20 protein-coding genes are annotated in these 26,578 nt (G+C 45.7%); 11 read left to right on the forward strand and 9 right to left on the reverse strand.

Translation table 11 applies throughout. The annotated features are described in order from the left end of the window. Positions 1-305 precede the first annotated feature (305 nt). Positions 306-896, forward strand: coding sequence for a 50S ribosomal protein L25 (locus PPO43_RS03575; RefSeq protein WP_272620433.1), 591 nt, complete (start codon positions 306-308; stop codon positions 894-896). 131 nt (positions 897-1,027) lie between these two features. Further along, positions 1,028-1,648, forward strand: a complete 621-nt coding sequence (pth, locus tag PPO43_RS03580) for an aminoacyl-tRNA hydrolase (RefSeq protein ID WP_442985437.1) — start codon at positions 1,028-1,030, stop codon at positions 1,646-1,648. A gap of 57 nt (positions 1,649-1,705) precedes the next feature. Here the strand turns inward: pth and PPO43_RS03585 are convergent, their stop codons facing one another. From PPO43_RS03585 to PPO43_RS03600, 4 genes are all read right to left on the reverse strand, one after another. Beyond that, positions 1,706-2,164 (reverse strand): acyl-CoA thioesterase, encoded by a 459-nt coding sequence (locus tag PPO43_RS03585; RefSeq protein ID WP_272620435.1) that lies wholly within the window; start codon positions 2,162-2,164, stop codon positions 1,706-1,708. Between the two features lie 205 nt (positions 2,165-2,369). Beyond that, positions 2,370-3,527, reverse strand: coding sequence for a hypothetical protein (locus PPO43_RS03590; protein ID WP_272620436.1), 1,158 nt, complete (start codon positions 3,525-3,527; stop codon positions 2,370-2,372). 12 nt (positions 3,528-3,539) lie between these two features. Then, positions 3,540-4,463: a hypothetical protein gene (locus PPO43_RS03595; RefSeq protein ID WP_272620437.1), complete on the reverse strand. Its 924-nt coding sequence runs from the start codon at positions 4,461-4,463 to the stop codon at positions 3,540-3,542. 11 nt (positions 4,464-4,474) lie between these two features. Beyond that, positions 4,475-5,077: a 1-acyl-sn-glycerol-3-phosphate acyltransferase gene (locus PPO43_RS03600; RefSeq protein WP_272620438.1), complete on the reverse strand. Its 603-nt coding sequence runs from the start codon at positions 5,075-5,077 to the stop codon at positions 4,475-4,477. Between the two features lie 487 nt (positions 5,078-5,564). On the opposite strand from PPO43_RS03600, the gene hemW reads away from it, so the two are divergent. After that, the gene (gene hemW, locus PPO43_RS03605; RefSeq protein WP_272620439.1) at positions 5,565-6,707 is read left to right on the forward strand and encodes a radical SAM family heme chaperone HemW; all 1,143 of its coding nucleotides are present in this window, start codon (positions 5,565-5,567) and stop codon (positions 6,705-6,707) included. Between the two features lie 387 nt (positions 6,708-7,094). On the opposite strand, the gene PPO43_RS03610 is transcribed toward hemW, so the two are convergent. Beyond that, entirely contained in the window at positions 7,095-8,543 is a 1,449-nt protein-coding gene (locus PPO43_RS03610; RefSeq protein ID WP_272620440.1) for an aminoacyl-histidine dipeptidase, read from the reverse strand. A gap of 564 nt (positions 8,544-9,107) precedes the next feature. Here PPO43_RS03610 and PPO43_RS03615 point away from each other — a divergent pair. The 3 genes from PPO43_RS03615 to PPO43_RS03625 are packed head-to-tail and all read left to right on the forward strand — an operon-like array spanning position 9,108 to position 12,428. After that, positions 9,108-10,382: a hypothetical protein gene (locus tag PPO43_RS03615; protein ID WP_272620441.1), complete on the forward strand. Its 1,275-nt coding sequence runs from the start codon at positions 9,108-9,110 to the stop codon at positions 10,380-10,382. Between the two features lie 19 nt (positions 10,383-10,401). Further along, positions 10,402-11,682 carry an acyltransferase gene (locus PPO43_RS03620; protein ID WP_272620442.1) on the forward strand — a complete coding sequence of 427 codons (1,281 nt, stop codon included), beginning with the start codon at positions 10,402-10,404 and terminating at the stop codon, positions 11,680-11,682. A 17-nt stretch (positions 11,683-11,699) separates the two neighbouring features. Then, on the forward strand, positions 11,700-12,428 hold the full coding sequence (locus tag PPO43_RS03625) for a phosphatidic acid phosphatase (protein ID WP_272620443.1): 729 nt from the start codon (positions 11,700-11,702) through the stop codon (positions 12,426-12,428). A 249-nt stretch (positions 12,429-12,677) separates the two neighbouring features. On the opposite strand, the gene PPO43_RS03630 is transcribed toward PPO43_RS03625, so the two are convergent. Both PPO43_RS03630 and PPO43_RS03635 read right to left on the reverse strand, forming a co-directional pair. Continuing rightward, positions 12,678-14,018, reverse strand: a complete 1,341-nt coding sequence (locus tag PPO43_RS03630; protein ID WP_272620444.1) for a hypothetical protein — start codon at positions 14,016-14,018, stop codon at positions 12,678-12,680. 58 nt (positions 14,019-14,076) lie between these two features. Further along, the gene (locus PPO43_RS03635; RefSeq protein WP_272620445.1) at positions 14,077-14,637 is read right to left on the reverse strand and encodes an RNA polymerase sigma factor; all 561 of its coding nucleotides are present in this window, start codon (positions 14,635-14,637) and stop codon (positions 14,077-14,079) included. Positions 14,638-15,089: 452 nt separating this feature from the next. Here PPO43_RS03635 and PPO43_RS03640 point away from each other — a divergent pair, with 452 nt between their 5' ends. From PPO43_RS03640 to PPO43_RS03650, 3 genes are all read left to right on the forward strand, one after another. After that, positions 15,090-16,340 carry a hypothetical protein gene (locus PPO43_RS03640; RefSeq protein ID WP_272620446.1) on the forward strand — a complete coding sequence of 417 codons (1,251 nt, stop codon included), beginning with the start codon at positions 15,090-15,092 and terminating at the stop codon, positions 16,338-16,340. Positions 16,341-16,649: 309 nt separating this feature from the next. After that, positions 16,650-17,294: a LysE family translocator gene (locus tag PPO43_RS03645; protein WP_272620447.1), complete on the forward strand. Its 645-nt coding sequence runs from the start codon at positions 16,650-16,652 to the stop codon at positions 17,292-17,294. 29 nt (positions 17,295-17,323) lie between these two features. Continuing rightward, the gene (locus PPO43_RS03650) at positions 17,324-18,625 is read left to right on the forward strand and encodes a LysM peptidoglycan-binding domain-containing protein (protein ID WP_272620448.1); all 1,302 of its coding nucleotides are present in this window, start codon (positions 17,324-17,326) and stop codon (positions 18,623-18,625) included. Positions 18,626-18,690: 65 nt separating this feature from the next. Here the strand turns inward: PPO43_RS03650 and PPO43_RS03655 are convergent, their stop codons facing one another. After that, a complete protein-coding gene (locus tag PPO43_RS03655; RefSeq protein WP_272620449.1) occupies positions 18,691-19,497 on the reverse strand; it encodes a class I SAM-dependent methyltransferase in 807 nt (268 codons plus the stop codon). 170 nt (positions 19,498-19,667) lie between these two features. Then, positions 19,668-20,900: a DNA/RNA non-specific endonuclease gene (locus PPO43_RS03660; RefSeq protein ID WP_272620450.1), complete on the reverse strand. Its 1,233-nt coding sequence runs from the start codon at positions 20,898-20,900 to the stop codon at positions 19,668-19,670. A 497-nt stretch (positions 20,901-21,397) separates the two neighbouring features. Here PPO43_RS03660 and PPO43_RS03665 point away from each other — a divergent pair, with 497 nt between their 5' ends. Both PPO43_RS03665 and PPO43_RS03670 read left to right on the forward strand, forming a co-directional pair. Then, positions 21,398-24,568, forward strand: coding sequence for a WGR domain-containing protein (locus PPO43_RS03665; protein ID WP_272620451.1), 3,171 nt, complete (start codon positions 21,398-21,400; stop codon positions 24,566-24,568). An 11-nt stretch (positions 24,569-24,579) separates the two neighbouring features. Then, on the forward strand, positions 24,580-26,247 hold the full coding sequence (locus tag PPO43_RS03670; protein WP_272620452.1) for an SWIM zinc finger family protein: 1,668 nt from the start codon (positions 24,580-24,582) through the stop codon (positions 26,245-26,247). Positions 26,248-26,578 lie beyond the last annotated feature (331 nt).

The raw sequence follows: 26,578 nt of genomic DNA on the forward strand, positions 1-26,578 counted from the left end.
GCTACGTTCCGCAGCTCGCAGTTCTGCTCGGCCCATCGCCGCTAAGCGGCTCGGTCTGGCCCTACGGGCCACTGCTACACATCGCTAGGCCAGTCGCTTCGCTCCTCTCTAAGCCCATTATAAAGGCAAAAAGGGCAAAAAAGCTGGCAAGATTTCTCCAAAAACTTGATTAAAAGAATATTTTGTCTATCTTTGCAACACTTTTGTAAAGCAGGAAGAAAGCCAGTGAGGGCCAAATGGCACACTAGCTTCTTTTAATTTTTATAGACAACGCTTAGTTATAATAATACAAATACGCATTTCTGATGAAAACGATTGAATTTGAGGGCCAACTGAGAAGCAACCTAGGAAAAAGCAGCAGCAGAGAACTTCGCAAAGAAGGGCGCATTCCTTGTGTAGTTTACGGAAATGGCGAAAACCTCCACTTTACTACTACTGCTCTTGAGATCCGCGATCTTATCTACACCAACGAGCTTCGCAAGGCTAGCATCAAATTGGGAGAAAAGACCGTTGAAGCGATCATCAAAGAGGTGCAGTTCCACCCCGTAACAGACAAAATCCTCCACATTGACTTCCAAGCTGTAGTAGCTGGTCAAACTTTGAAAACTGAGATTCCTATCCGTCTTGTAGGTAACTCTAAAGGTCAAAAAGTAGGGGGTACATTGGTGCAAAAAATGCGCAAGCTAAAAGTATTGATCCAACCCGAAAGCCTTTGCGCTTACATCGCTGCTGATGTAACTCCTTTGGACTTGGGTAAATCAATGCGTGTACGCGACATCCAAATCGCTGAAGGTATCGAAATCATGACTAACGGTAGCATTCCTGTAGCATCTATCGAGATTCCTCGTGCCTTGCGTTCTGCTCAGTCTAAAGCTGCTGCTGAAGCTAAAAAATAAGAAGGAGATTAACTTTCCTTTCATAAAACGCAGTTCAATGCTATTGAACTGCGTTTTTTATTTGAAGATCTATGATTGCTTGGATTAAACAACTTTTTGGTAGCTCCACTACCCCCAAAAGTATAGACCCTATGAAGTATCTTATTGTAGGCCTGGGCAATATTGGCGCAGAATATAGCGAGACCCGCCACAATATTGGCTTCAAAGTAGCCGATGCCCTAGCCGAAAGCCTAGACGCCAAATTTGAAACTAAACGCTATGGCGATCTGGCCCAAGGAAAATATAAAGGCCGCAGTTTGCTCATCCTCAAGCCTTCTACTTATATGAATTTAAGTGGAAAAGCATTGATGTACTGGATGAAAAAGGAAAAGCTCAGCCTAGAAAATGTCTTGGTCCTTGTCGATGATCTCAATATCAATTTTGGAACAATTCGCCTTAGAGGAAAAGGAGGTGCTGGGGGCCACAATGGCCTCAAAAGCATAGAGGAAGAGTTGGGCCATAATGATTATGCTCGCCTACGCATTGGTATTGGAAATAATTATCCCAAAGGCCGACAAGTAGAATTTGTTTTGGGCAAATGGAGCCCCGAAGAAATCGAACTACTCCCCAAAGTTATCCGACATTGCCAAGGCGCCTGCAAAAGCTATAGCTTTTTGGGCCTGGCCAATAGCATGAATCTCAGTAATAAAAAGCTCTTTGCCCCACCAACTAGCCAAGCAGAGGTAGACAAAGATGATTTGCCTGAAGTATAAAAGCAAAAAGGGCGGCCAGCAAATGCTGGCCGCCCTTTTTTAGGCTAGAGACAAGCCCTAAAAGCGGTAATAAGTAGGCTCTTTCCACTCAAAATCTTTGTGGCGAGGCAACTCATCAATAACTGCGGCAACGAGTTCGGGCCAAGGGGCCGTAATTTTGCGGGCCTGCATATCAATCCAGCTCCCGTCAATGACTACTCTAGCGGCTAATTTGCCATTTTCTTTGCGGACCTCCTGCTCAATAGTATAAAACGTATAGTCTTCTGAGGCTGCTTTGAGCAGCATATTAAAACTAAGCTTTTCGTGCATTTGAGTTTCTCGGATATAAGTGCTTTGCTCTCTGAGCAAAATAGCACCTAGGCCCTTTTTGGCCAAATCTTGTAAAGGGAAACCCTGTTGAGCAAAAAAACTGATCCGAGTGTGGGCCGCGTACTGGCTGTAAGAAGTATGACGCATATGCTGATTGGGGTCCATATCGGCCCAAATGATCTCTACTTCTTTTTCATAAGATTTCATAATAGAATATTGAATTTGATTGATGATTTCAGTGAGTGGCTGCGTTCTACAGGCCCGAAGGGCCGCAGGCCTAGCGATGTGGAGCAGTGCGGCAAAGCCGCAGACCAAAGGCAGGCGCAGCCTGCCTGCAGGGCCGAGCAGAACTGCGAGCTGCGGAACGTAGCGCCGACGAGCGAAGCGAGGCGGAGGCCCCAAAATAACAAGATTAAGGCAAGGCTTTCACCGCCTTTCTAATCATGTAGCGATTGAGCCAAAGGATGCCGAGGGCCAAAAATGCGGCCGTTAGGAGAACCGTAAAATGTGGCCAATTGCCGATGGCATAGCCCTCTTGGCTAAGGAGATAGCCGAGGCCAAACTTGAGCGGCAGCAAAATGGCAAAGACCGCAAGGAGGATATAAATGAGCAGCAAATTGAGTTTTTGTCCCAATACTTGGGCAATTTGCTCTTGGCGATAACCGAGTTGGAGCAGCAGTAAAATATCGCTTTGCGCTTGGCTGACCAAGAGGCGATAATTGAGTAAAAGGACCAAAACGGAGAGGCTGATAATGGCCGTGGCCAAGAACAGCAGGAAGGCGAGCAAGAGAAAAATTCCCTGTTTGAGTTCGCCCCCAATTAGGCTATTTCGGCTGAGTTCGTACTCCTTTTCGCTGAGATAATCGGCCAAAGATTTTTGAAAGGGATTATCCGTTTTTAGGATGAGTTGGCTAACCTTAGCCTCCTCATAACCAAATGTTTGGTTGCTGGCTTGCAGAAAGCTAGCGGGCACCAAAATCGAATTAAATTTGCGGCTAAGGCCGACAATTTTGGCCTTATAGGTTTTGCGATTCTTTTTTCCTCGGATATCGAAATCGAAGGCAAAAGAGCCCAACATATCTGCGCTAATTTTGGGTAGGCCTTGGCTGGGGCCAAAACCATAATTATAGAGGCTGAGGTAATCGTTGGAGAGCACTACAGGCACAAAAGGGTCGCCCTCGGTCCATTGAAAATCGCTGCTATCTATATCCACATAATTTAGGGGAACTGACTGGCAAAAAAGCAGGGTAGAAAAGCCCAACTGCGGCACTCTGGCCATCAATTCATAGCGATTGGAGCGAACGGGGGCTAGATCTTGGCAAAAACCTTGGGCTCGAATATCGGCAATTTCCTCCTCGCTAAAGCTTTTTTCTCCGCTTAAGCCTTCTACCTTCTTTTGGAGGACCAAAAGGTTTTCATCGCTAGCGCCATTGGCTAGCGTTTGCACATCCCAAAAAATTTGGAGGCTAAACAAGAGGAGAAAGAGGCCTAAAAAAAGGCCAATAGCCGCTCCCCAAATTTGCCAAGGAGAGCGGCTTTTCCATAGTAATTTTTGTAATAGAGGCTTCATAAACTAGGCGGCTTAGAGGAAACGGCGACGGATCCATTTAATAAAATCCTTAGCGAGCTCCTGCTTGTCTTTTTTCATCCAGTTGCCTTCTGGAATCAATTTGTTTTCTAGGTATTCTCTGGCCTGATTAAAATCATCGGCCTTGCGATTAAAATAATCCACAGCCTCATCAAAGCGGCTGGCATCGCCTGCAAAGAGCTCACCGATATAGCGGAATCTTTGGCCTACCCCAATACTTCCTTTGAGATCGCTAATGGGCTTTTGCTGTAAGCGGCTCATTAGGTCGGTTGCCTGTTTGAAGACAAATAAGGCTTCGTATTCTTCTTTATTTCCCTTTGCTTCGGGCTCTTCTTTAGGCGGATCGACAGCAGGAAGCTCAACTTCTGCTTTGGGTTCTTCTTTTTTGGGAACTGCGGGGGGGGCTTCTACCAGCTCTTCTTCCTGGACCTCAGGAATCTCCTCTACAGGAGGCAAAATTTCTTCTGCTGTTTTGGGAGTTTCTTCTTTGGGGGTTTCGATTGCTCGGCTTTGAGGAATTTCTTTTTCCTCTTCTATAAGTACCTCCTCTTTTTGGGGAACTTCTGGCGCTTTTTCTTCTACTAGAGGGGGGGCTACTGGAGCGGGAATTTCCTCTTCTTTTGTAGTTGTTTTTATTGGTGCATTAAAGAAAAATTTAGGGCCTGTTTTTGGGGCTTCCTCTTTAGGTTCTTCTTGGATGGGTTCTTTTAGAGGTTCCGGGGCTTTTTCTTCCTCTATTTTTTGAGGAGCGACTTCTTGGATAGGGGTCTCTTCTTGGGCCAAGGCCAATTCATAAAAACCTCTAATTTTTTGTAGAACAAGGTCTCGTTCTAGTTGGCTAATGGGTTGAGATTCTTCGATTCGTTCCAATAGGATTTGAAATTGGGCAATCTCCTCTTTTAGCGCTTTAAGTTTCATGCTAATTTATTTTATGAGCAGCGATCTGGCTGGTAATATGTTTCGTCAAGGGCAAAAAGTTCGGGATTTTTTCCCAGTATGTCCTTATAAAAGCACATAATTTCGGCCATATCCTTGGCAATATCTCCAGAGGGGTGAATAACCTTGCCGATTCCTCCTTCTTTTTTGGCATAATCTAGCCAACCGAGTAAAATAGGCACCTTTGCCTTTAGGGCCACATAATAAAAGCCTGTTTTCCATTTAACCACCTTGGAGCGGGTACCTTCTGGCTCCATGATAATGCAAAGCCGCTCTTGGCCCTCAAACAAATTGGCAATAACATCTACCATAGAAGGGCGCTCTTCGCCTTCTTTCTTGGGTTTGCGGTTAATTCCGATCCCTCCCATCATCTTAAAAAACCAGCCAAAAGGTGGCCGCATATAATCATCTTTGATGGTGTACTTAATGGGAACGCCTAGCTGGGCCATAGCGGCCATGGTGAGGGGATAATCCCAGTTGGTGGTATGCGGTGCCGCAATAAGGACACAGTTACCTTGGGCCTCTTCTGGAATACTAGGGTGTATTTTCCAACCCGCTAGTTTTAGGTAGAGCTGGCTAACTATTTTCTTAATCATTGTTTTTATTTTCTCCAAAATACAACTAAAAAAAGGGGCATCTTCTCCAATGACGATATTTAGTAATCATTTAATACTCCTCTTCTCTCTACTTAAAGTAGTAGTTTATACAAAAAAAGCATCTTGGCGCTGCTACACCAAGATGCCCAATAGGCATACACCTATTCTCATGAAAAATCTACTAATTGTAAGGGCAAGCTGCTTTATTTCTTACCCTTTGCTGCTTAGCTAAGATAAGGATTTATTATCAAAACTTCATTCTAATCTCCCCCCTTCTATCCACTAAACAGAATTTTTAAACACTTTTAGCATTTTTTAACCCCTAAAAAAGAAAATCCCAGCCCAAATAGCTCAGCCAATTGCAAATAAAAAGCTAGTAATCAACAATTTTGATTTTACTTAACTACAAATAAGATCTATAAGTAGCCCCCTATTTTCCAATATTTTATTTTAATTTTGTGCCCTAATCTTTAGATCTCACACAGCTATGTCGGCACTATATATCCATATCCCCTTTTGCAAACAAGCCTGCCACTATTGCAATTTTCACTTCTCTACCTCCCTCAAATATAAGGGGCGTATGCTAGAAGCTATCGGTAAAGAATTAGTCCTGCAAAAGGATTACCTCCAAGGCGCCGAACTACAATCGGTCTATTTTGGCGGAGGAACTCCCTCCCTGCTCTCTGCCTCCGAAATTATGCAACTCTGGTCCATTATAGAAACACACTATAACTTGGGCCCCAATATGGAAGTAACCCTAGAGGCCAATCCCGACGATATGAAGCTCGATAAACTTCGTAGCTATAAATTACATACCCCCATCAACCGACTGAGCATCGGCCTGCAATCCTTTTTGCCCGATGAACTAAGCTATATGAATCGCGCCCATTCCGCAGAAGAAGCCGAAAACTGCCTCGCCAATGCCCTAGCCGTAGGCTTCGAACAACTTTCTGTCGACCTGATCTATGGCGGCCCCTTCCTCTCCAATGAAGACTGGCGCAAAGCAATTCGCAAACTTTTCGCCTTCCAAGTTCCCCATCTCTCCGCCTATGCCCTCACACTCGAACCCAATACGCCACTCGAACATCTAGTCCGCCGCAATAAATTGCCCGCCCTCGATGAAGAACGAGCCGCCCAACATTTCGAGATTCTCTTAGAAGAATGCATCTTGCACGATTATGAGCAATACGAAATCTCCAACTTTTGCCGCAACCAACAGTACGCTAAACACAATTCTTCTTACTGGAAAGGCCGCCCCTACCTCGGCATCGGCCCCTCTGCCCATAGCTTCAATGGCCATAGCCGACAATGGAATGTCGCCAACAACATGAAGTATATCAATGCCCTAGAAGATAACCAACTCCTCTTCGAAATAGAAGAGCTCTCCCCCACTGAGCAATTTAATGAACTACTCATGACCCGCCTGCGCACAAAATGGGGACTCTCCCTACAAGAGGTGGAAAAACGCTGGGGCAATAACTGTAAACAACAACTCCTCCGCCAAATTCAACCTTTTATTCAAGATCATTTGGCCCATATCCAAACCAATTATATCTACCTCACCGATGCAGGAAAGCTCCTCAGTGATCATATTCTAGCCGAGCTCTTTCTCGAAGATATTCCCGCCTAATACTTTCTTTTCTCTCGTTTTTTGGGGCTGCCCCTGCGGCCTTCGGCCTTGGGTCGGGCCATTGCGCAGCTCGCTGTTCGCTCGGCCCTGCGGCCTGACGGCCTTGGTCTGCCGCCTTCGGCGGCCCTGCTACAGCCCCTCAGCCGCGTCGCTGCGCTCCTTTGCAGCGGCTTTGCCGCTGCTCAAACGCAGAACGGACCGCCAAATACTTGGCGGTCCGTTTTTATTTGGTCCAATTGGCGCCCTACAGGCCCCAAAGGGGCCGAAGGCCTAGGGACCTGTAAGGGGGGCCGAAGGCCAGACCGAAGCCCGTAGGGCTGAAGGGCCGAGCAGAACTGCGAGCCCTGAAAGGGCCCGGCCGCCAAAGGCGGCAGGCCCCAAAAAATATTACTTCAACTGCGCTAAAGCATCCAGCAAATAAGCCCAAAACTTCTGTACTGAGCTGATCTGTACTCGCTCATCGGGAGAATGCGCCCCGCGGATGTTGGGACCAAAAGAGATCATCTGCATTTTGGGGTAATGACGGCCCAAAATACCACACTCCAAGCCCGCATGACAAGCATTTACGTCGGGCTCCTCCTCAAAGCGATCAATAAAAAGTTGACGCATTTGGTCCACCAAACTAGAAGCGGGCAAAGGCTCCCAGCCCGGATAACTGCCCGACAACTGCGTGTCGGCCCCCAATAGGCCATACAACCCCTGAATGTTTTCGGCCAAAGCCCATTTCTCAGAATCTACCGAGCTGCGGCAAAGGCAAAGTACACTATACTCCCCATCTTTGATGAGCAAGCGAGCCAAATTATTTGAAGTTTGCACCAGCCCCTCAATCTCTGGGCTCATTCTGAAGATGCCGTTGGGAGTAGCCAAAACCGCCGCCAAAAGGGCCGCTTGTTCCGCTTCGCCCAACTTAATTTGGGGCAAAGCTACCACCTCAGCGGTCAAACTTAGGCCGGGATCTGTGCTGCTATATTCTGCCTTGAGTTCGGCCTCCAAAGCAGCTAGTTGTTCTCTGCATTGCGCCTCTTCTGCCTTGGGCAAAACGACAATCGCCCAAGCCTCTCTGGGAATCGCATTGCGCAATCCGCCCCCATCAAATTGGGCTAAGGCCAAGGGATAAAGCGATCTTAACACACGGGCCAAAAGTAGGTTGGCATTGGCCAAGCCCTTAATAATATCCATACCCGAATGTCCACCACTCAAGCCTTTTAAGCTAATTTTCAGGGCCAGATCTTCCTCTTTGGCCAGGGCGCTAGGCACATAATTTCCCGCTACCGAAATATCTACACCACCTGCACAACCAATCGTCAACTCCTTATCATCCTCAGTATCTAGATTGAGCAAATAATCCGATTTCAACCAATTGGGTCCCAAGCCCAAGGCACCAGTCATTCCCGTCTCTTCATCTACGGTAAAAAGGGCCTCCAAAGGAGGATGGGGAATATCGGTACTGGCCAAAAGGGCCATAATAGCCGCTACGCCAATCCCATTATCTGCGCCCAAGGTCGTTCCCTTAGCCTTTACCCAATCGCCTTCTACATACATCTCAATACCTTGACTAGCAAAATCGAACTCGGTATCGGCATTCTTCTGATGCACCATATCCAAATGGCTCTGCAAAAGGACCGTGGGGCGGTTTTCTAGGCCTGCAGTGGCTGGCTTTCGGACCAAAATATTTCCTACCTCATCCTCCTCGGCAACTAATCCCAAGTTGGAGATATAGCTCCGCATAAATGCACAAACCGCCTCCTCTTTTTTAGAGGGACGAGGCACTGCATTAAGCTGACTAAAGGCCTCCCATAATGCTTTAGGGGCCAATTCTGCTACTTTCTGACTCATGATTTTATCGTAATTTGTTAGGCCGAAAAGCTAATGAAAATTTAGATAAAGCCAAGGGATAAGTCCTATTTCTATCCAGCTTTTGCCTTTTATTTCAAGGAAGGGCTTTAGCTAGCCATCCTGAGGGGTTGCTCTACCCCTACCAAGGGGTTGCCTTAGCTATCCTGAGGGGTACTCTACCCCTCTCGAGGGGTTACTTTAGTCCTCAGGGGGATTCATGCCCCCCACAACTTTACTTAAAGAAGCCCTAAAAAGGACCTAAACGAGTCCTAGCGAGGACTAGGGGATAATCAAAAGAGGGCTTTGGCAAGCCTAAAGGTCATTTAGTCTATAGCAATCGAGGACTAGCCTAAGTCCATTGGAGAACTTAGTAAAATGAAAGCGAGGACTTGCCTAGGTCCTGCGGAGGACTTAGGCAACATCAACTGAGGACCTACTAAAGTGCAACTGAGGGGGTAGAGCAGTCCAAATAGTGAATTATCAGCCTATTCAGTAGGCCCTAGCTAAAAGCCAGCTTCTTTTATTTCTAAGATAAAAAGCAGAACTTGGGCAAAAATCAGTCTTATGCCACAGCTTATCCGCTTAATTTTCATCCTTTGTTTTCCCCTTTTAATGTATGCACAGCAGCCCTTGCGACTAGCTGACGATCAGCTAGAGCAGCTCGTTCCCTTAGCCGATGGGAGTTGGGCGTGGAAACCTTTTTTGGATTTGCCTTCAAGCAGCTTTAAAACGGTAGCGGCTCAGGGAAAAGATATTTGGGCCATTAGTCTGGCCAATGAGCTCTTACATTACCATCTAGAGAGGGGCTATTGGGAAAACTTGGGTGTACGCAAAGAGATTCCGGCCCTCATTCAAACTAGTTTCATTTATAAGGGGCAACTTTACTTTCAGTCTGCGGCCCTACTATATCGCTTATCCCTAACAGGCAGTTATAACTTAGAGCTGAGCACAAGAGGGCTTCCCTTATTGCTGTCTAACTGGGTCTATCTGCCCAATCAGGGCCGTTTTTGGGCCATGCAATCTAGTGGTGCCCCCATCTTTTTTGAGCCTGAAAGTGGGTTAATCGAACGACCTAGAAAAACTTGGTTTAGAAACTTTGCTAGAGGACAAAGTCAGGCAGAAGGACAGCTTTGGCCTCTAGATGCGAAACATTTCTTATACTTTAGTATTGGCGGGCAAGAACTTTACCTGCTCAACTTTCCTGATTTTGAAGCCTATAAACTAGGTCCAGTAGACGGCATTCAGCCCAAAGGCCAAGCCCTTTCTATTGATGGGCCAAAATTAAGCAGCTTTCTACCAGCTACAGCTAGTCGCTTATATTGGAACAAGGGGTTGAGAGGGGGCCGCATCAATTGGTGGCAGCATCCTAGTCCAGAAATTGACCACTTTGAATTGGAGCGCAAAGCAACAGCAGCTTCTTCTTGGATAATTATGGGCAGTCTCAATGCTTATAATGCCCCGCATCAGGCGGGCTTTCATGCCCTAGACGATAGCCAAAAAAGGAGCAATGCCACTAGTTACCGCTTAGTTGCCGTTAATACATGGGGTCATAAGCGCTACCTACAGGAAATCTGCTTGGGGGCAGGCTGTCCTAAAGTTCAACTTGGTCCTAATATCCTCCGGGCAGGAGAAGATTTACGGCTCTATTTGCCTGCTTGGCAGGGGCAATGGCTCAAGATATCCTGGAAAAGCGGGGGGAAAGTCATTCAAAGCCAAGAAATCTATCTAGATTTCCCTACATATCAGTTAACTTTGCCCGGCCAAGCAACGGGTTACTATGAGTTGTCGGTAGAGAGTACCGAGGACTGTCAGCAGTTTCAGTTGTTTTATGGTTTTTAGCGAAACAAAATCTAGATTATTGGATACGCAGCAAGAAAAAGCGCCCCTACTTTGGGCCCTAGCCGCTAGTTTGGGCAGTGGATTATTACTGGCCTTTAGCCTTTCTAACTATAGTTTGTTATTTACGGCCTTCTTTGCCTTTATCCCTTTATTGTGGCTAAGTAGAAAGCTGTCTTTTTGGCCCTTTGTCGGCTTTAGTATTTTGAGCAATCTCCTTACTTATGGCCTTTTGGCCAGCCCCCTATTCGAGACTGTCGAAAGCAGTACAGCCCTCTTTTCTTTAGGATTTATTAGCCTGTTATTTAGTATTCCTTGGGCTATGCTTTGGTTAATTCATCATCGGCATAATGCTAAATTGGGCTATTGGGCTTTTGTGAGTAGTTACTTGGCGCTTGAGTGGATGCAAGGGCAATTTAGTGGACATTGGGCGGGTTGGCAACTTGGTAGTTTGCCCTTACTCTTTGGCAATATTTGGCAGGCTTTGGCCTTTGTGGGTACAGGTGGAGCTAGTTTGTGGATACTCAGCCTTAATATTCAACTTTTCCGCCTTATCTTTCCCGCTCAGCCCCAAAGCCGAAAAGGCGCTATTTGGGCGGGCATTCCGCTAGTTCTTCTCCCCTTTTTATTGAGTTTGTTTATTGGCCCTAGCCAAAAGGGAGAGTCGGGCAGTTTTACTTATCAATCTACTTATAAAAGCCAAACTGGCCGCTTACTTTTGGGCCAATTGCCCACAGAGGAGATTCCAGAAAACGCTCTTTATGCACAAGAAAAAGTCTTGAACAGTTGGGCCTATCAAGCCAATCAAGATAGCCTTAACAGCATCCGCTTCTGGCAAAAAGGAGAACGACAGGCCGTAAATGGTCAAGGCTTTCTAGTTCGGACCATATTAGGCCAAGAGCAGCGCTTTTTCCAGTTTCTCGATTGGCAGGGCTCTCGCCTGCTCCTCCTCAATGCCCAAAGTCTAAAACGCACTGCTCCCATCCGAGAGGGCTTACAAAAAGGAGCACAAACTAGCCTAGCTTTTAGTCAAGACAGCAGCCTCTCTCCTATGTTGTACCGCTCGGCTCGTGCTCGAGCCCAAGAGAGTGGCAGCGATATTATTTTGGTCCAAAAAACGGCAGCTCATTACTTTGGCGCCAATGGAGCATACCAAAAACTAGAAGAGGGCCAAAGCTGTTCTCCTAAAATATGGAGCCCTACATTTTTTGCCCAATATGGCGATTTGCCCGGGCGATTGTCTATCTTTTTGGCGGCCTGGTTGGCCTTAGCCAGCATTGTCAAACCCTTCCGTAAGAAATAACAATATAGCTGATGAGTATGAAAAACGAAGATTTAGAACTTGAGCAGGAGATCCTACAGGCAGAATATATGCAGGCTCAGCAACCTGCGCTTTTGGTCCTTTTGGCCCAAGGCATTTCTGTTGTATTCCACCCTTTTCTCATTTTGCTCTACGCCTTTGTCCTTTTGGCTTATTGCAATCCCTTTTTGTTCCGAGTGAGTAGTTTTACTGCTGTCTTTGAAAATAAGGTTAATAGCATGCTTTTCATTTGGCTGGCTATTTTCTCTTTTGCGGTCCCCCTACTTACTGTCCTCATGATGCGAGCCCTCAATTTTGTTTCTTCTCTACAAATGCCTGGTCGCATGGAGCGCATTGGCCCCTATATCGTGGTGGGCCTATTATACATGGTCATCTTTGTCAATTTCAAGAACAACCCTGGCGTCCCTTTAGAGCTAACCGCCTTTGCTTTGGGCAGTACGATTGCTCTTTTCATTTCCTTTTTCTTCAACCTATTTACCAAAATTAGCGTGCATACTACAGGCATGGGAGGGCTAATTGCCATGACGCTACTTGCTGTAAGCAGAAGCTATGATGGCCAAGGCTATTTATTGGCGGTAGTGATTCTAATTGCAGGTTTGGTTGGTAGCGCTCGTTTGCTTCTTGGCGCTCACAAAACAAAAGAAATTTATGGAGGTTATGTATCAGGCTTTATGGGCCAAATGATTGCTTTCAATTATTTATTTGCCGTTGCCGCCGAGCAGATCTAAGGTTTTTTGGGGCCTCCGCAGCTTCGCTGCGGCGCTACGTTTACATCGAACTGCTAAAGTCCTTGTTGTCACAGCTCGCTATTACTTGCTTCGCTGCGTCGGCTCCCGTTGGTCGGGTCGCTCGGCCCTGCGTCGCTTTCAGCGGCTGGGTCTAGCTACTGCTTCACATCGCTAGGCTGGTCATCCTCTAGTTTTAGGCAAAAAAAGACCTCCAATTCTTGGAGGTCTTTTTTTTGCCCATTTTGTCACCTAAAACTGATATTGCAACTGAATAGACAGGTCGTTATTATAAAACTTATGAGGTAATCTGCTCAATTGGATTTCTCCAGCTTCTTGCTCTAGCAACAAACATTCATCTTGAGGAATTTTGTTCTCTTCTAGCAATTCAGCAGAAAGCTCTTGATTGGCCTGATGTGCTTTTTGGCGGCTATTTTTGGCCAAATTAGCAAAAGCCAAATTACATTGTAGCCCCAGCTTGAGTTGTTCATTGAGTTGATAATGATAACCCAAAACAGCCGCTGAAGACCAGCTATTAAAGCCTAAATCTGCAGGATTTCGTTTACCATTGCTCATTTGGATAGGCAAGAGATAGCTAACTTTAGCTCCCATTTGCAATTGATGCTTGGGCAACATCTTATAGTTGAGCAAAACGGGAAGTTCCAAAAATTCAAGGCGCTTGATGGCCTGAACTTGTTCCTCCTGCAGCTCTCCATTCCACTCCAGCATCAACATTTCCCTTTGGCTACCAAGATTTTGCATGTTTTTATACTGTAGGCCTGCTTCAAGAGCAAACTGTGCATCTAGTTCTTTGTGGAGTTGCAGCCCCGCTTGTACGCCTAAGGCTTCTCCTTGTACATTAAGCCCCAAATTAGCCGATAGCTGGAGTTTTTCACCACTTTTACGGTAGCGATCCAAAACAATCATGGGCGTATCCACTACTGGCTGTTGGCTATGGCGGAGTTGTTGTTGAAAACTACCTTTCTTAAGAAAAGATAAGTTCTCTAAGCGCTGAATCTCGCGTAATTGCTCAGCCTTTGCTCGGCTACTTGCCGAATAAACATAGCGAGTGGGCAAAATAGTTTGCTTCACTTCTGGATGTTTATTTTGGACCTTTTCTTCCACTGAAGGAGCTTCTTTTTGCTTCATAGAAACAATAGCCTCGGATTTTGGTGCTGGCATCGCAAGCATGTCCGATTCAATTGTTTTGCTAGGGGGTGGAGTTGTTATGGCCGCTTTAGCTAGGGGAAGGACTTGCTGACTTTCTGGCAAATCTTTCTCCTCTAACTCTTCGAGTTGAATCATTTGGCGTTTAGGGGCTGTTTGTAGCAGCTCTTCCTCTTGAGCCATGCTTTTCTCAAAGCCTAAAAAGGGAAGGCAATACTGATAGGCCAAAACGCCTGCTCCACTAGCCAAGACAAAAGCGCCCATAACCAACCAATTGCTCCAGGCAGAGCCACCTTTGGCCCCAGTCAGCTGGATTTGGTCGAGCCGTTTGTCCATATCCTCCCAAGCAGCAGAAGGCATCTCAAACTGATGGCCTTCTAACTGAGAGCGAATAAAATCATCATCTTGTTCGTAAAACTGCTTCATTTGCTAAAGCGATTTATTTTGGGTGGTTCATAATGTTTGTACAAAAAAAAGGGCCAAATTAGGGGGCAGCCTCGTAGCGTTTTTGTTGCTCGAGCAAGGCGCGCAGTTCTTTGCGTGCATTGGCTAGGTGCCATTTGGAAGTCCCTACCGAAATGCCTAGCATATCGGCAATTTCTTTGTGCTTATAGCCATCTACTACATAGAGGTTAAAGACGCTACGGCTAGCATTGGGAAGGCGCTGAATTAAGCGGTAGAGATCCTCGGCCTGCAATTGTTGCAAGCTACCGTTATGTACGGCCCCATCTCTTTCTATATTATAGTTGATAACCTGTTTGTATTTGGTGTTTCGGCGAACGTGGTCGATAGCACTATTAAAGACAATCTTGGCAATCCAACCTGCAAGGTTGTTGCTATCTTGGTACTTATCTAAAGAGGTAAACACCTTGAGAAAAGAGGTGTTAAGAATGTCTAGCGCCTCCTCCTGGTTCTTGGTATAACGCATAGCAATGCCATACATTCGTCCGTAGTACTTTTCATACAAATGCTTTTGGGCCAATCGGTCGCCTTTGCGGCAGCCTTGGATGAGCTCATTATCTGTACTTTTGTTAGAATATCTCATGCAATGAATTGCTTTTGGCAAGGTGATTTTTTGACCAAAGATGCAAGAATTGCAAGTTTTGGTCTTCTTAGGGGGGAGTGAGAATGAATTTTTGCCCTATTTTAGAGCCCTTCTCATTAAGTAGTAGAATTTGCGCTATAACGTTCTTTTTTATAAAATTTACAATAGACAGCCCCTTGGTGGCCATTTTGTTTAAGAACGAAAGCTATTCTTTAATGGTTGGTGATGAATGCTTTATTTTTTTAGAACTTACTTTGGGCTAGGCGTCTTTGGCCTAGCGATGTGCAGCAGTGGCCCGCAGGGCCAGACCAAGGCGGCAAAGCCGCTGTGCAGGGCCGAGCGAAGAGCGAGCTGCGAAACGTAGCGCCTGCCGCAGGCAGGAGGCCCCAAAAAAATAGAATTAACCTCCTTTTGAAGCTCTTTATCCAACGCCTATCTATATAAATTAGTCTATGCGCCTTCTATATTATCTTGTTTTTGGCCTCTTTTTTTGCAGTTTTTGGGCCTGTGATGCCCCCCTTTCGCTGAGTATTGCCGAAGCCAAGCAACGAGCTCAAAAAGAGTTTCGCTTAAAAGATACTTTGGGCGTGGGGATTAAACAGGTGATGCAGGATAGCGAGCACCATTGGTTGGTGGCCTATAATAAGGTACATCGCTTGCCCGCTATTTATTTGTTTCGAGCCGAAAATGCCCGAGAACATAGCCACCATATTTCTCTCAAGCATAAGCAAAAAGCCAAGATTACAGATTTGCATTTTGAGGATGTGACCTATGACGGCAATTTGGAGCTATTGGTTTATTTGCACTACGATTTTGACCTATCTTATCAGGGCAAAGAGTTGGTTATTTTTCGTTATCCTTTCGATACGCTTCGACAAGAAGAAATTTTTAGTTTTCCCTTGCAACAACAATGGGAACATGTCGATTCTTTTGACCAAAAATACGGTTTGCCTTTGCATGAAAGGCGCATTGATTATTTGGTGACCCCAGAGTTTTTTGAGGGCAATATTTTACTACGCGGAACCATTGAGGGCCGGCACAATCACTTGCTCGAATTTAGCTGGGATAAGGGTATTGAGGAGTTTAAAAAAGTACTGGATGAGGATGTCCACGAGGAGGAAGAAGAGACTCATAAAGGCGGGGTCGTCGGCAAACTCAAGGGAGCCAAACGCTTGTTTGAGGTGGTGGCGCATGAAGACGATTGCAAGGCCTATATTATAGAAGATGTGGGAGGGCATGTTATCAAATTGCCCAAAAACATACACGATGCCCTGCTTTGTTCGCCCATCACGTCCCTCTCCAATGATGGCCATTATTTGTTGTATATGGACCATCCCCACAACCAATTTAGACTCTATGACTTTAATGCCGACAAACAGCAGGTAATCATCCCCCAACTCTCTACTTTAGAGGGCTTGTCCACGGTCATTTGGCGCAAAAAAAATGGCCGCCTGAGTTGCCTTTTTGTGGCCGTTAATTTTGAAGAATACAGCCAAAAAACAGCCCTTTATTTTTGCGAAGAGCAAAAAGAAGGCCCCTGGAGTATCCAGGTTTTTGACCTGCCCATTCACTACGAATGCGATCTCTCTGGCGAATGCGCCCCCCTCAAAGATTATCATTTCAAATTGGGGCCCCGCAAAAACTTTCTCTATCGTCGCAGCAAAAATGATGATTGGCAGCTTTTTCCTTTAGGCTCAGATTAAGTTATTTTTTTGGGGCTGCCCCTCGCTTCGCTCGGGTCGGGCCATTTCGCGGCTCGCAGGTCTGCTCGGCCCTGCGTTTTTTTCGCTCTGCTCAAAAAACTAGGTCTGGCCTTCGGCCCCCCTACAGGCAGCTCAGCCTGCGGCGGCTAGGCCGCCTGCTACACGCAACTGGACCACTAACTAGCGCTTTAACAAAGTTTTTTGATGGCTTTTTGCAAAAGACCACAAGCAAAAGCTGAAAACAAGTCTAACTTTGCGGGCAGATACACCCCTTTCCCCCTTTTTTTCATCTCTATTAAAGTAGTAAAAATGCTCACGCAAGCGATTCTAGAAGGGTTGGGCCTCGGCCTATTACTTAGTATCATGACTGGACCTATTTTCTTTACCATCTTACAAGTGAGTATAGAAAAAGGAAGTCGATCAGGAATTGCCCTAGTGGCAGGCCAATGGATCAGCGATTTTATTTATATTGGTATTAGTAGCTATTTAGCTAAGTTCTTAATTTCTTGGACCAAAGAAAGTGATTTAGGGCAAGACCTTGAGTTTTATTTGAGCATAGGTGGTGGCGCTTTTCTAATTCTTTTAGGCGTTCTTCTGCTCTTGAGCCCGATGCCCAAAGCTAAACCCAAAGAAGAACCACTGAGCAATAAACAAGCAGGACAATATTTCTTACAAGGCTTTTTAATTAACAGCCTAACCCCTTTCCCCCTCTTTTTTTGGTTCACAAGTATCGGAACAGCCTACAGCAGAGGCTATAGCCAAACAGATTTAATCTTTTTTGGCGTCGCCATTATGCTCATGGTTATTTTGACCGATTTTTTAAAAGTTTTTCTAGCTAGCCGACTTCGCCAATTACTTAATGAACTTTGGTTGAAACGAATACGTTGGGTCGCTAGCTTTGGCCTAATTCTTTCAGGTTTGTTGTTTTGGCTTCGGCTAATATGGCTAAGCTAAAGTTCCCCCTTCACATAAAAATTAGCACTATGAAAAAACGTCTTTGGAAATCCTTTTTAGTGGCCGCAGCTACTCTTGGCGCTGGCTTTACTCAGGCCCAAACCGCCAACGAAAGCACCCTACTCTTTGATGCCAATTGCATGCAAGAATATGAATATCAAGCAATTGATAAATATACAGAATCGGCTTTTCATGACTTTATGTTGCAAGTTTCCCCAAAACAGAAGCTTGCGTTTAGAGTGAAAACGACAAATCTCAATGCAGAGCTTTTAGAAACACTTCCGCAAAAAGCTTTAGGTTGCACTGATTTAACAACTATCAATGGCCAGTTTATTCAAGAGGTCAATAGCTTGAAAAAATCAGTAAATATTGCCGTTTATAATGCGCAAACAAAGCGCTATCATATTCATCAGGTGAGTCAAATTGCTAGCTTCACAGAAAATGATAAGCAATTGAGCTACAAAGACCGTCGCCATAGTTTTGTCTATGCGGCCAATCAAATTAACAGTGGAGAAGACCTAGATGCTACGCCTGAAGGGAAAGTTCTCTTTGTCGAAAATGATGAATTGAGCTGCCTCAAACAACGACAGTTCCGCTCGTTTGATCGCTTGCAGCCTCGGGTCTCTGAAAATCTCTATTTCTTGGAAGGAATTGGGCTTTATCTGATCCAACAAGCTAACGGAAGTCTTCAACTAAAGCGAATCAATAAAAAGACCATTCCTGAGCATATTCGAGATATCTGTTACGAAAAGATGAATGTAGAGAATGGCATCGCTAGCCGTGGCGGTAGCTCGGTCCAAAAAACTGCTGAAGAACAGAAAAAAAGAACAGGCGTTTTATCTGCTGAAGATCAAAAAGCCCGAAAGGGAGTCATTCATGGCGAGCTAGGTTCTCCTTTTGATGTAGAACCCATTCCAGCTGAGACTAAAAAACAAACAACAGCTACAGAAAAGAAAACAACGCCTGTAGTTAGTGATGATCCTAATTATTACATTGTACAGGAGAACGATAATCTTTATAAAATTGCGGCCAAATATAATACGCGTGTAGACGTACTTATGGGGCTCAATAATTTAACTTCTACTACAATTGATCGTGGGCGTCGGATTAAGGTGGTAAATGATGGGAGTTATGTAGACCCTAACCCCTATGTCCGTACCGATGAGAAATCGGGTAAGAAGTATAAGGTGCATGTGGTCCGTCAAGGAGAAAACCTTTACGATATTGCCAAAAAATACGGCCTAAGCATGACGCAATTGGTCCAAATTAACAAGCTGCCTACAGAGAAAGCTAGCATTGATCAAGAATTGATTGTGGGCTTAGCCAACTAAATCGATCTTGGCCCAAATAAAAAGGGGGCGCTCGCCAATGGCGAGTGCCCCCTTTTGCTTACTGTTTAGGGCTTTTGGGCCGCTAAAGCAAAGACCATAGGGAGTTTATCTTCTAAACCTTTAATTTGGTAGCCTTTGGGATGTGGGACCGTATTATTAAAGCAGTTATAAGGCGAAAACTTATACTCTTTGAGATAACTGAGTTGCCAACCTGCCCCTTCTGTCAGTGCGGCAGTCATCTCTGAAAGGCTGTGATTCCAGCCATAGGATTTTCCTTGAATATCGGCGCTTCGGTTGGCATAGCTTCCCTCTTCTTCGGTCTCAATAACGCCCTGGTCAAAATAACTGTATTGAATATAACTAAAGTTATCGTCAAACATCCAGACCATAGGGTGAAACTCAACCAAAAGGAATTGCCCGCCAGTTTTAAGCAATGGTCCTATTTCTTGGCCCCATTGCAGTAAGTCGGGCAGCCAATAGACCACTCCATAAGAACAAAAAATGAGATCAAAAGGAGCTTCTTGGGCCAAAATCTTTTGAGCATCTAAAACATTACCGGCATAGAATCGGGCATTGAGCGCTAATTCTTCTGCTAAGCTTTGCGCTTTGGCAATGGCGGTTTCTGAGATGTCTAGGCCCACGACTTCTGCGCCCATGCGGGCCAAAGACAGACTATCTTGCCCAAAATGACATTGCAGATGCAAGACTCTTTTGCCCGATAAATCTGCCTCCAATAAGGAGAGCTCTATAGACTGCAAGCTCGTTTGCCCTTGCATAAAAGCGGCTTGCTGATAAAATTCGGTTTCGGGATGCAAAGCGGCTCTTTGTTCCCAAACGGCCTTATTGGCCGCAATTTGTTCTTGGTAATTCATGCGATGGATTGATTTTTTGGATGGGACAGGCCCGAAGGGCCGCAGGCTGAGGGGCTGGAGCAGGGCCGCCGAAGGCGGCAGACCAAGGCGCTGCAAGCGCCGCAGGGCCGAGCAGACCTGCGAGCTGCGAAATGGCCCGACCCGAGCGAAGCGAGGGGCAGCCCCAAATTCTATTTCTTCTCTGGCATTTCTTCCATAAATTCCACCTTCTTTTCATGAGTGATATTCATGGTCGGGGTCCCTTTGTAATCTGTAATTTTCCCCTTTACACAAATTTGCTTGCCATAGAGTTCCGTCTCTGGCGAATAAGAAAAATGTTTGATGTCTTTGCCCCAGATCGTTACAGAAAAAATCTGGTTGGGGAATTTTGTGTCCAGATTGATAAAGACAGAGCCAGATTTCGTCTTTTTGGTCGATACGACCGTGCCGCAGACGCAGGCCTTTTGATTCATAAAAACCTGTGCATCGGCTGTGCTGATGCAATCTTTGGGCAATTCTTCATTGCTAAGAGGTGGAACATCGGCCAAGCGGCCTTCCGTCGTTTTTTCCCAGCTAGAAGGGTCCTCCATGGCTTCTAGGCGTTTTTCTTCCTCTTCGGGCAAATTGCTAAAGAAATCCAAGCCCGTTTGGGCCTCCACCTCATCCACCGAAACCGCGTAACTGATAGTTGGGTTGTTGCAGCTGCCATTTTTCATGATAAAGGCGATGGCTTTAGGCTGCTCAGCCTCTAGGTCCAAAACGACCTTAAAAAAGGCTTCGGGAATGCTCACTTTATTGGGGCCTTGCGTAATTTGTGGCAAGCCCTCCTTCAAAATAGGGCCCGTAATGACCAACATCGAGCGTTTGTGAGAAAAGACGGTGCCTCGAACCCAACGCTCCAAGTCGGCCCAGCCCTCTCGGTTAAATTCGGGCAATTGGGGACTCATATTAGAGTAATAATAGGACTCACTAATGGCCGTTTTAGACCAGCGAAAATCGGCAGAGGGGGCCAAATGCCCGCGATCATAACCACTATACCAATAATCGGATTTTACCGCCGTTCCTGTACTGACCAACTCATCTTCTCTAAAATCATTGGTTCGGCTAAGATTGCCTTCCATCACCGCAGGCGGGATAATATGGGCCACCCAAGCGGCCTGTTCATGGGCTTCTGAGTAATTCAAAATCATGGCGGCATGCTCAACCAATTCCCCTTCTACGCCATCTTTTGGCAGCCCCACTTTCTTCAAATCGGCTCGAATCTTCTGCAGGCGCAACGCTTCAATTTGCTGAATGAGGGCTGTTTTCTGTTCGTCTAGGCTTTGCTTTTGAGCTTCTAGTTTTTGTAATTCTTGACCAAGGTCTTGGCTCCAAAGGCAAGCAGGTAGGGCCAAAACGAAGGCCCATAAAATAAATTGGCGCATAAGCGATGATTTGTTTTGCTGAATAAGCTCCTAAGATACTGAATCAGCAAAGGGATGCCCGCTTTCTGTTCAGATTTAAGGGAAAGTTTATTTTGATTTAGATTTTTTGGGGCCCGCGGCCGCCCTTCCTGGGGCGGCCGCCGCTATGCTGCGGGGCTCGCTATTCGCTCGGCCCTTCGCCAGCAAGCTGGCTCGGTCTGGCCTTTGGCCACCCCTCCGCAGCGCTGGGCCCTCAGCGGCCCTTCAGGCCTTCGCAGAAAAGCGGTATTCGTCGCTGCGCTCCTCATGCTTTGATATATCCCCGCCCACCCGCCCCTCTACGGGATTCCTTAAGGAATCCCTCAGGGAAGCGGGCGGAACTTTTTAGACTTTAGCCATGAGATAGAAATAAAATTCCCTTTTTTTGCTTAAAAAACTCGCTAATGTCATCAAAAAGCGATAATATGAGCTACAAATTAAGACCTAGGCCTTAAAAAGCCCATTTTATCCTTTTGCCGATGAAGCTAATAGAACAAAAGCGCCTGCATTTTAAGCAGGGGAATTCTGATAAAGTATATGAAGTAGACCTTTGCGAATTAGAAGCAGGGGCCTTTCTAGTAAATTTCCGTTATGGAAAAACAGGCGGTCCCCTACGAGAGGGAAGCAAAACGCCTACGCCTGTAGATGAAACCAAGGCCCGTAATCTGTACAATAAATTGCTACAGGATAAAATGAAAAAGGGCTATTTAGATGTCTCTGAAAAGAGTCAGGCTAAGCAAGTTGCAGCTATTGAGCCTCCAGATAAATCTCTAGAAGGAGAAAAAGCACAAGCGGCTTGGATACTATACCATTTGCAGCTCGCTCAACTAGATCCAGAGGCCCAAAAGGCCCGCAACTGGAAACTCTCTAGAGTTGCTTGGCGAGCGGCCAGCCTTAACATAAAAGCCGCTGGACCATATTGCTGGGCCCTTTTTGAGCAAAATCATCGAGGTAAATCGGTAAATGATTTAGAACTCTATAGTTTGCTTTGGGCTACAGCTCAACTTGATACAGAAATAGAGGATCTCAGCAACCTATTAACTTTTTGGAGAAGCAAGAAAAAAGCGCCTACAGCTAAAAAGCTAGCTCCTTTTGTTTATTGGGAATTAGCAAACGCGGCAGGACAGCAGGCTTTGCTCGAAGAAGAACTGCCCAAACTACCTGAACTTTGGCAAAAGGCTTTGGACCGTAAAGATATGGATGCCTTAGCCTATCAGTTGCGTAAAGCTAAGGGAGATAAAAGTATGGAGGAGGCTTTTGCCATGCTCTATTTATTGTCTCCAGCCATGCCTTATTGTCGCAAGGCGCTTTTGGAAGTCATTTGCGAAATGGAGTTTCGTCCCAATAGCTTCCGCCTCCTGCGTCGCCTCTTTAAAATGGCTACTTTCCGCAAAGATGCACAGTTCTGGGGCGCCTTGGCTTATCGCTTTGAAAAGGCGAGTCCCCAATATAAAATGCCCCGCCGCAGCAATCAATATGTTTGGGTAAGCTATAACCGCATGCGACCAAAAGATGAGTTGAAAAAAGAGGATAGTCGTTTGGCCTTCTCCAATTTGACCAAAAAGTATTTTAGTGACTACATGCGTAGAGAGCTAGATCAATTGGGCCAAAAAGGAAACATTGCCTATGTAGCTATGGCCACTAGCATCCTTCTTCAATATGATGATCATCGTGATGGGCGCACAGACCGTAGAGAAAAAAGTTGGCGCTTTGACAATAATAAACAACGTTGGATTGCAACGGTATACCATTACCCCAGCTATTCTAGAGAATTGATCTTCAACGAAATTCTCTATGCAAACAGTCAGCGATATCTGTACGCTCCAATGAAACAAGAATGGGTTTATGGAGATAATTATGATCCTGATCAGCCCTTACCCGCAGCACTTTCAGAAACTAAATATGCTGATCTTTGGCAACAAGAACCCAAAGCCTTTTTGCACCTAATGGCAGAGGCCAAAAGTCAAAAGGTATTGGAGTTTGCCCATACGGCATTTATGGCGCATCCCGAGGCCAAGAGCTTGCAAAATCGCTTGGGATTAGCTTACTGGAAACAGTTATTGAGCCGTACATATTTGCCTATACAGACCTGGGCCCTACAGAAAATTGTAGCCACTTATGAGCAATCGGGTAAACCCACTTCCATTCTGCTTTACCTTTTGGACCATGATTATGCAAAAGCTAGAGAACAGGCTTTGGCTTGGCTCCAAGCCGATTTCTTCGATTATTTTGCCGATCTAGACTTGGTCTATAACCTCTTGTTGCATGAACGCCAAGATTTAAGAGCTTGGGCGCAAGAGGCCCTAGGACGTATTGTAGAGGTATATGAACCCGCTAAACGTCAAGCGCTTTTAGGTCGCTTATTAGGTTTCTTGTTGCGCTCGGGCCAAGATCGCCAGATCTTGATGACAGAGGTGGAAACGCTACTAACAACTCACTTCAAGGCCGAATTAGAACAACTCAGCTTAGATTTAATCGGGAAGTTTTTACGCTTGCCTTTACCTCAGCAACAAGCTTTCGGTTTGCAGTTGCTTAAAGGCCATGCCGCAGAAGCAATGCAAATTCCCTTTGAAGATATTCAATACCTTTTTGGTAAAACAGCCGATTATTGGCAATATGGCCTAGAATTACTCCAAAATTCTTCAGAACAAAAGCTCTTGCAAGAAGGAGAATTTCTCTTGTCTCTGCTAGAACATAAGGAAGAAGATGTTCGCTTAGGCACTCGAGAGATTTTAGTCCCACTCTATGCCCAAAATCAAGCTTTTGCTGTAGATCAAATGCAACAACTCTTGCGCAGATTGATCCGCAAAGAAAAAATTGAGGGCTTGCATGCACTTTTTGCCGATATGCTAACTACCGAGCTAGAAGGATGTTTAGTTGAAGTGGACCGGAAGTTTATTTTCCGCCTACTTAATGCAAAATATGCCCCTGCACAAGAATTAGCCGCCCTTTTAATTGATCGTTATATCCCTTATGACTCTTTGTCTGTGGCCAATACCGTTCGCTTAGCCAATCACGAAATTGTAGCTGTGCGCGAACTTGCCTGGAAAATGTTTAAGGAGCAAAAAGATCGTATGCGCTACGAAAGAGAAGAGGCTTTACGTCTACTAGATGTAGATTGGGCCGACTCTCGACAGTTTGCCTTTACTTTCTTTGGCGAAGCTTATACCGCAGAAGATTGGAGCCCCAGCTTGATGGTGGGCATTTGCGATTCAGTGCGCGAAGATGTACAGCAGTTTGGTCGCCAACTCATCACTCGCTTCTTTGAGGAAGAAGATGGTCCCATGTATTTGGAGCAATTGAGTCAGCACCCCCGCCCAGAACTACAACTTTATGCAACCAACTATCTGGAGCGTTTCGCTGCGGGACATCCTGAGCGGATTCTATCGCTACGCGATTATTTCTATACGGTTTTGGCCCAAGTAAATAAAGGCCGAATTGCCAAAGATCGCATCTGGAGCTTTTTAGCAAAAGAAGCTAAAGCCTCTTTTGAAGTAGCACAATTCCTCTCTGATTTAGCTACTTTTGTCTCGGCCACAGCAGCTATTGGCGATAAAGAACAGGCCGTTATTGTGCTACGCGATTTGCAGGACCAATACCCCTTGCTCGAACAGCCTATTGCGATTCACGATTATCCCACTCAATCTTAGTCTAGCTCAATATGTTATTTAATTATAAGTATGGAGGAACTTCCTCCGTGAAAAATAAAGCTGGGCAAACGGCGATGTCTTTTGCCCCTGATAGTTTGCGCGAGCCTACTTTTTTTGTGGGCCAATTGCACAAGAAAATTGCCTTTAGAGAAGCTATCTCTGCCTTGAATGCTGTAGTAGTTTCTGATCTTCGCTTCAAACCTCGCGATAAATCCGCCTATTTGGCCTGGGCCAAAGAACAAGAAGAGGTTTGGCTAGCCCAATACCTCGGCGAAATTGCTGGAGATGAAGCCAATATCAAAAAACGAATCGAAGATATTTCTGTGGAATTAGCAGGGGTAGAAGAGCAGGAACGAGGCGTAATGCAGCATTTCTACAAAAAACAAAGAGAGTATTTTAATTACCTCTATAAAAAGGATTTTGATGCTTGGATCGTCCTGGATCCCGTTATCACTACCCATCCCGATAGCATTTTCTTTGAGTGCTTTAGCCAAGATGAATCTACTTATGGTAAGCTCAGCTGTGGCTACAATGTCTTTAAGAATATTGACGAGTTTTCTTGCGGAACAACCAATATTGACTACTCCGCAGCCCTCTATAATGAGTTTCAAAAGATTCGAAACTATAAGGAAACCGATTTTCGAGTAGATCCTTCTGGCTTCGAAATCCAAACAGAAGACCAAGATTTATATAAAGAGGTCAAAATTGACCTGCCCGAAAGCTGGGTCCGCGGCTTCCTTCAAGTGAGCTCCGCCATGACGATGCCCCTCATTCGCTTTGACCTGCATCCCATGGATATTCATAGCATCTGCCAGCTTTTGCGCCGCTTCAAAGAAACACATGGCCCCCGCTCTTTGCGCTTTCAACTTCGCCCTGGGCAGCCCGTTAAGGTGGTGGTAGAACCTTGGAATAAAGAAATTATCTGCCGCCGCTCTATTTATCATGGGCCAAAAGCAGAGGAGGTCCGCATTTGGGGCCGCCGCCGCTTACTCATTTTAGAGCGCCTGATTCCACAAGCCAAAAAATTTACAGTCAGCTTCCTCGGTTCTGGTTTGCCTTCTTTCTATGAGGCCCAACTAGAGGGAGATATGGTCTTTACTTTGGGCCTTTCTGGCTGGACCGATAACGATTGGTCCAGAGCTGGTAACTTTGATCTGCTCGCCCCTCGCTTAGAGGTAGACGATTGGACCAAACAAACCGTTTTCGAGGCACTCAAAACCACTTATTTCGAGTCGGTAGATAGCCTCGCAGAACGCCTGGAATTAGGCACAGATATCGTCAGCGCAGCCTTGCAAGCCTATACGCAAGCAGGCCGAGTGATCTTTGATCCTACCCTGGGCGTTTACCGCCTCAGAGAATTGCATCGCGAACCTCTCGATATGAAACTGCTCCGCTTTGCTTCACCGCAAGAGGAAAAAGCCAACAAAATTTTGGACAAAAACCGCCTCAGCAATTTATCCGCAGAGGCACAGCAAAATGGCCAAACTCGACTGTCCGCACAAATTAAAGGAGAGCAACGCAACTACCAATGCCAACTCCTTATCGATGCCGATGACCGCATGGTCCAAGCCGAATGCAATTGCAATCATTTTCAAATGAATAAATTGCGCAAAGGCCCCTGCGAACACATCTTAGCCACTCGTATGGCCCATAATCGCAAAACAGGAAAACTGATCTAGCGATTTTTTTGGGGCCTCCGCAGCAAAGCTGCGGCGCTACGTTTCGGGGCTCGCTGCTCGCTCGGCCCTTCGGCGGCTTTGCCGCCTCGGTCTGGCCTGCGGCCACCCCTCCACATCGCTAGGCCTGCGGCGGCTTCGCCGCCTGTCTACCGCAAAAAGGGCCAAAGCTTCACTATTTTGATAATTTTTTGAAAAAATTTAAATAAAAACTTGACAAGCTGCTAAAGAATATCTATAATTGTAACAGACAAATGGGGATGGCAAGCATCTCTATATAGATATTGAAAAGAAGGATCAAGAGAAGACAAAGTCTTGCAAAAAGAGCGCTGTT

Source organism: Saprospira sp. CCB-QB6 (genome assembly GCF_028464065.1).
GTDB lineage: Bacteria > Bacteroidota > Bacteroidia > Chitinophagales > Saprospiraceae > Saprospira.

What these genes read in the sequence shown, in the direction of transcription:
- PPO43_RS03665 (WP_272620451.1), top strand. Translation starts at nt 21,398, where the DNA reads ATGAAGCTAATAGAACAAAAGCGCCTGCATTTTAAGCAGGGGAATTCT.
- hemW (WP_272620439.1), top strand. Translation starts at nt 5,565, where the DNA reads ATGTCGGCACTATATATCCATATCCCCTTTTGCAAACAAGCCTGCCAC.
- PPO43_RS03615 (WP_272620441.1), top strand. Translation starts at nt 9,108, where the DNA reads ATGCCACAGCTTATCCGCTTAATTTTCATCCTTTGTTTTCCCCTTTTA.
- PPO43_RS03645 (WP_272620447.1), top strand. Translation starts at nt 16,650, where the DNA reads ATGCTCACGCAAGCGATTCTAGAAGGGTTGGGCCTCGGCCTATTACTT.
- PPO43_RS03575 (WP_272620433.1), top strand. Translation starts at nt 306, where the DNA reads ATGAAAACGATTGAATTTGAGGGCCAACTGAGAAGCAACCTAGGAAAA.
- PPO43_RS03600 (WP_272620438.1), bottom strand. Translation starts at nt 5,077, where the DNA reads ATGATTAAGAAAATAGTTAGCCAGCTCTACCTAAAACTAGCGGGTTGG.
- pth (WP_442985437.1), top strand. Translation starts at nt 1,028, where the DNA reads ATGAAGTATCTTATTGTAGGCCTGGGCAATATTGGCGCAGAATATAGC.
- PPO43_RS03625 (WP_272620443.1), top strand. Translation starts at nt 11,700, where the DNA reads ATGAAAAACGAAGATTTAGAACTTGAGCAGGAGATCCTACAGGCAGAA.
- PPO43_RS03670 (WP_272620452.1), top strand. Translation starts at nt 24,580, where the DNA reads ATGTTATTTAATTATAAGTATGGAGGAACTTCCTCCGTGAAAAATAAA.
- PPO43_RS03650 (WP_272620448.1), top strand. Translation starts at nt 17,324, where the DNA reads ATGAAAAAACGTCTTTGGAAATCCTTTTTAGTGGCCGCAGCTACTCTT.
- PPO43_RS03630 (WP_272620444.1), bottom strand. Translation starts at nt 14,018, where the DNA reads ATGAAGCAGTTTTACGAACAAGATGATGATTTTATTCGCTCTCAGTTA.
- PPO43_RS03595 (WP_272620437.1), bottom strand. Translation starts at nt 4,463, where the DNA reads ATGAAACTTAAAGCGCTAAAAGAGGAGATTGCCCAATTTCAAATCCTA.
- PPO43_RS03655 (WP_272620449.1), bottom strand. Translation starts at nt 19,497, where the DNA reads ATGAATTACCAAGAACAAATTGCGGCCAATAAGGCCGTTTGGGAACAA.
- PPO43_RS03640 (WP_272620446.1), top strand. Translation starts at nt 15,090, where the DNA reads ATGCGCCTTCTATATTATCTTGTTTTTGGCCTCTTTTTTTGCAGTTTT.
- PPO43_RS03590 (WP_272620436.1), bottom strand. Translation starts at nt 3,527, where the DNA reads ATGAAGCCTCTATTACAAAAATTACTATGGAAAAGCCGCTCTCCTTGG.
- PPO43_RS03610 (WP_272620440.1), bottom strand. Translation starts at nt 8,543, where the DNA reads ATGAGTCAGAAAGTAGCAGAATTGGCCCCTAAAGCATTATGGGAGGCC.
- PPO43_RS03585 (WP_272620435.1), bottom strand. Translation starts at nt 2,164, where the DNA reads ATGAAATCTTATGAAAAAGAAGTAGAGATCATTTGGGCCGATATGGAC.
- PPO43_RS03660 (WP_272620450.1), bottom strand. Translation starts at nt 20,900, where the DNA reads ATGCGCCAATTTATTTTATGGGCCTTCGTTTTGGCCCTACCTGCTTGC.
- PPO43_RS03635 (WP_272620445.1), bottom strand. Translation starts at nt 14,637, where the DNA reads ATGAGATATTCTAACAAAAGTACAGATAATGAGCTCATCCAAGGCTGC.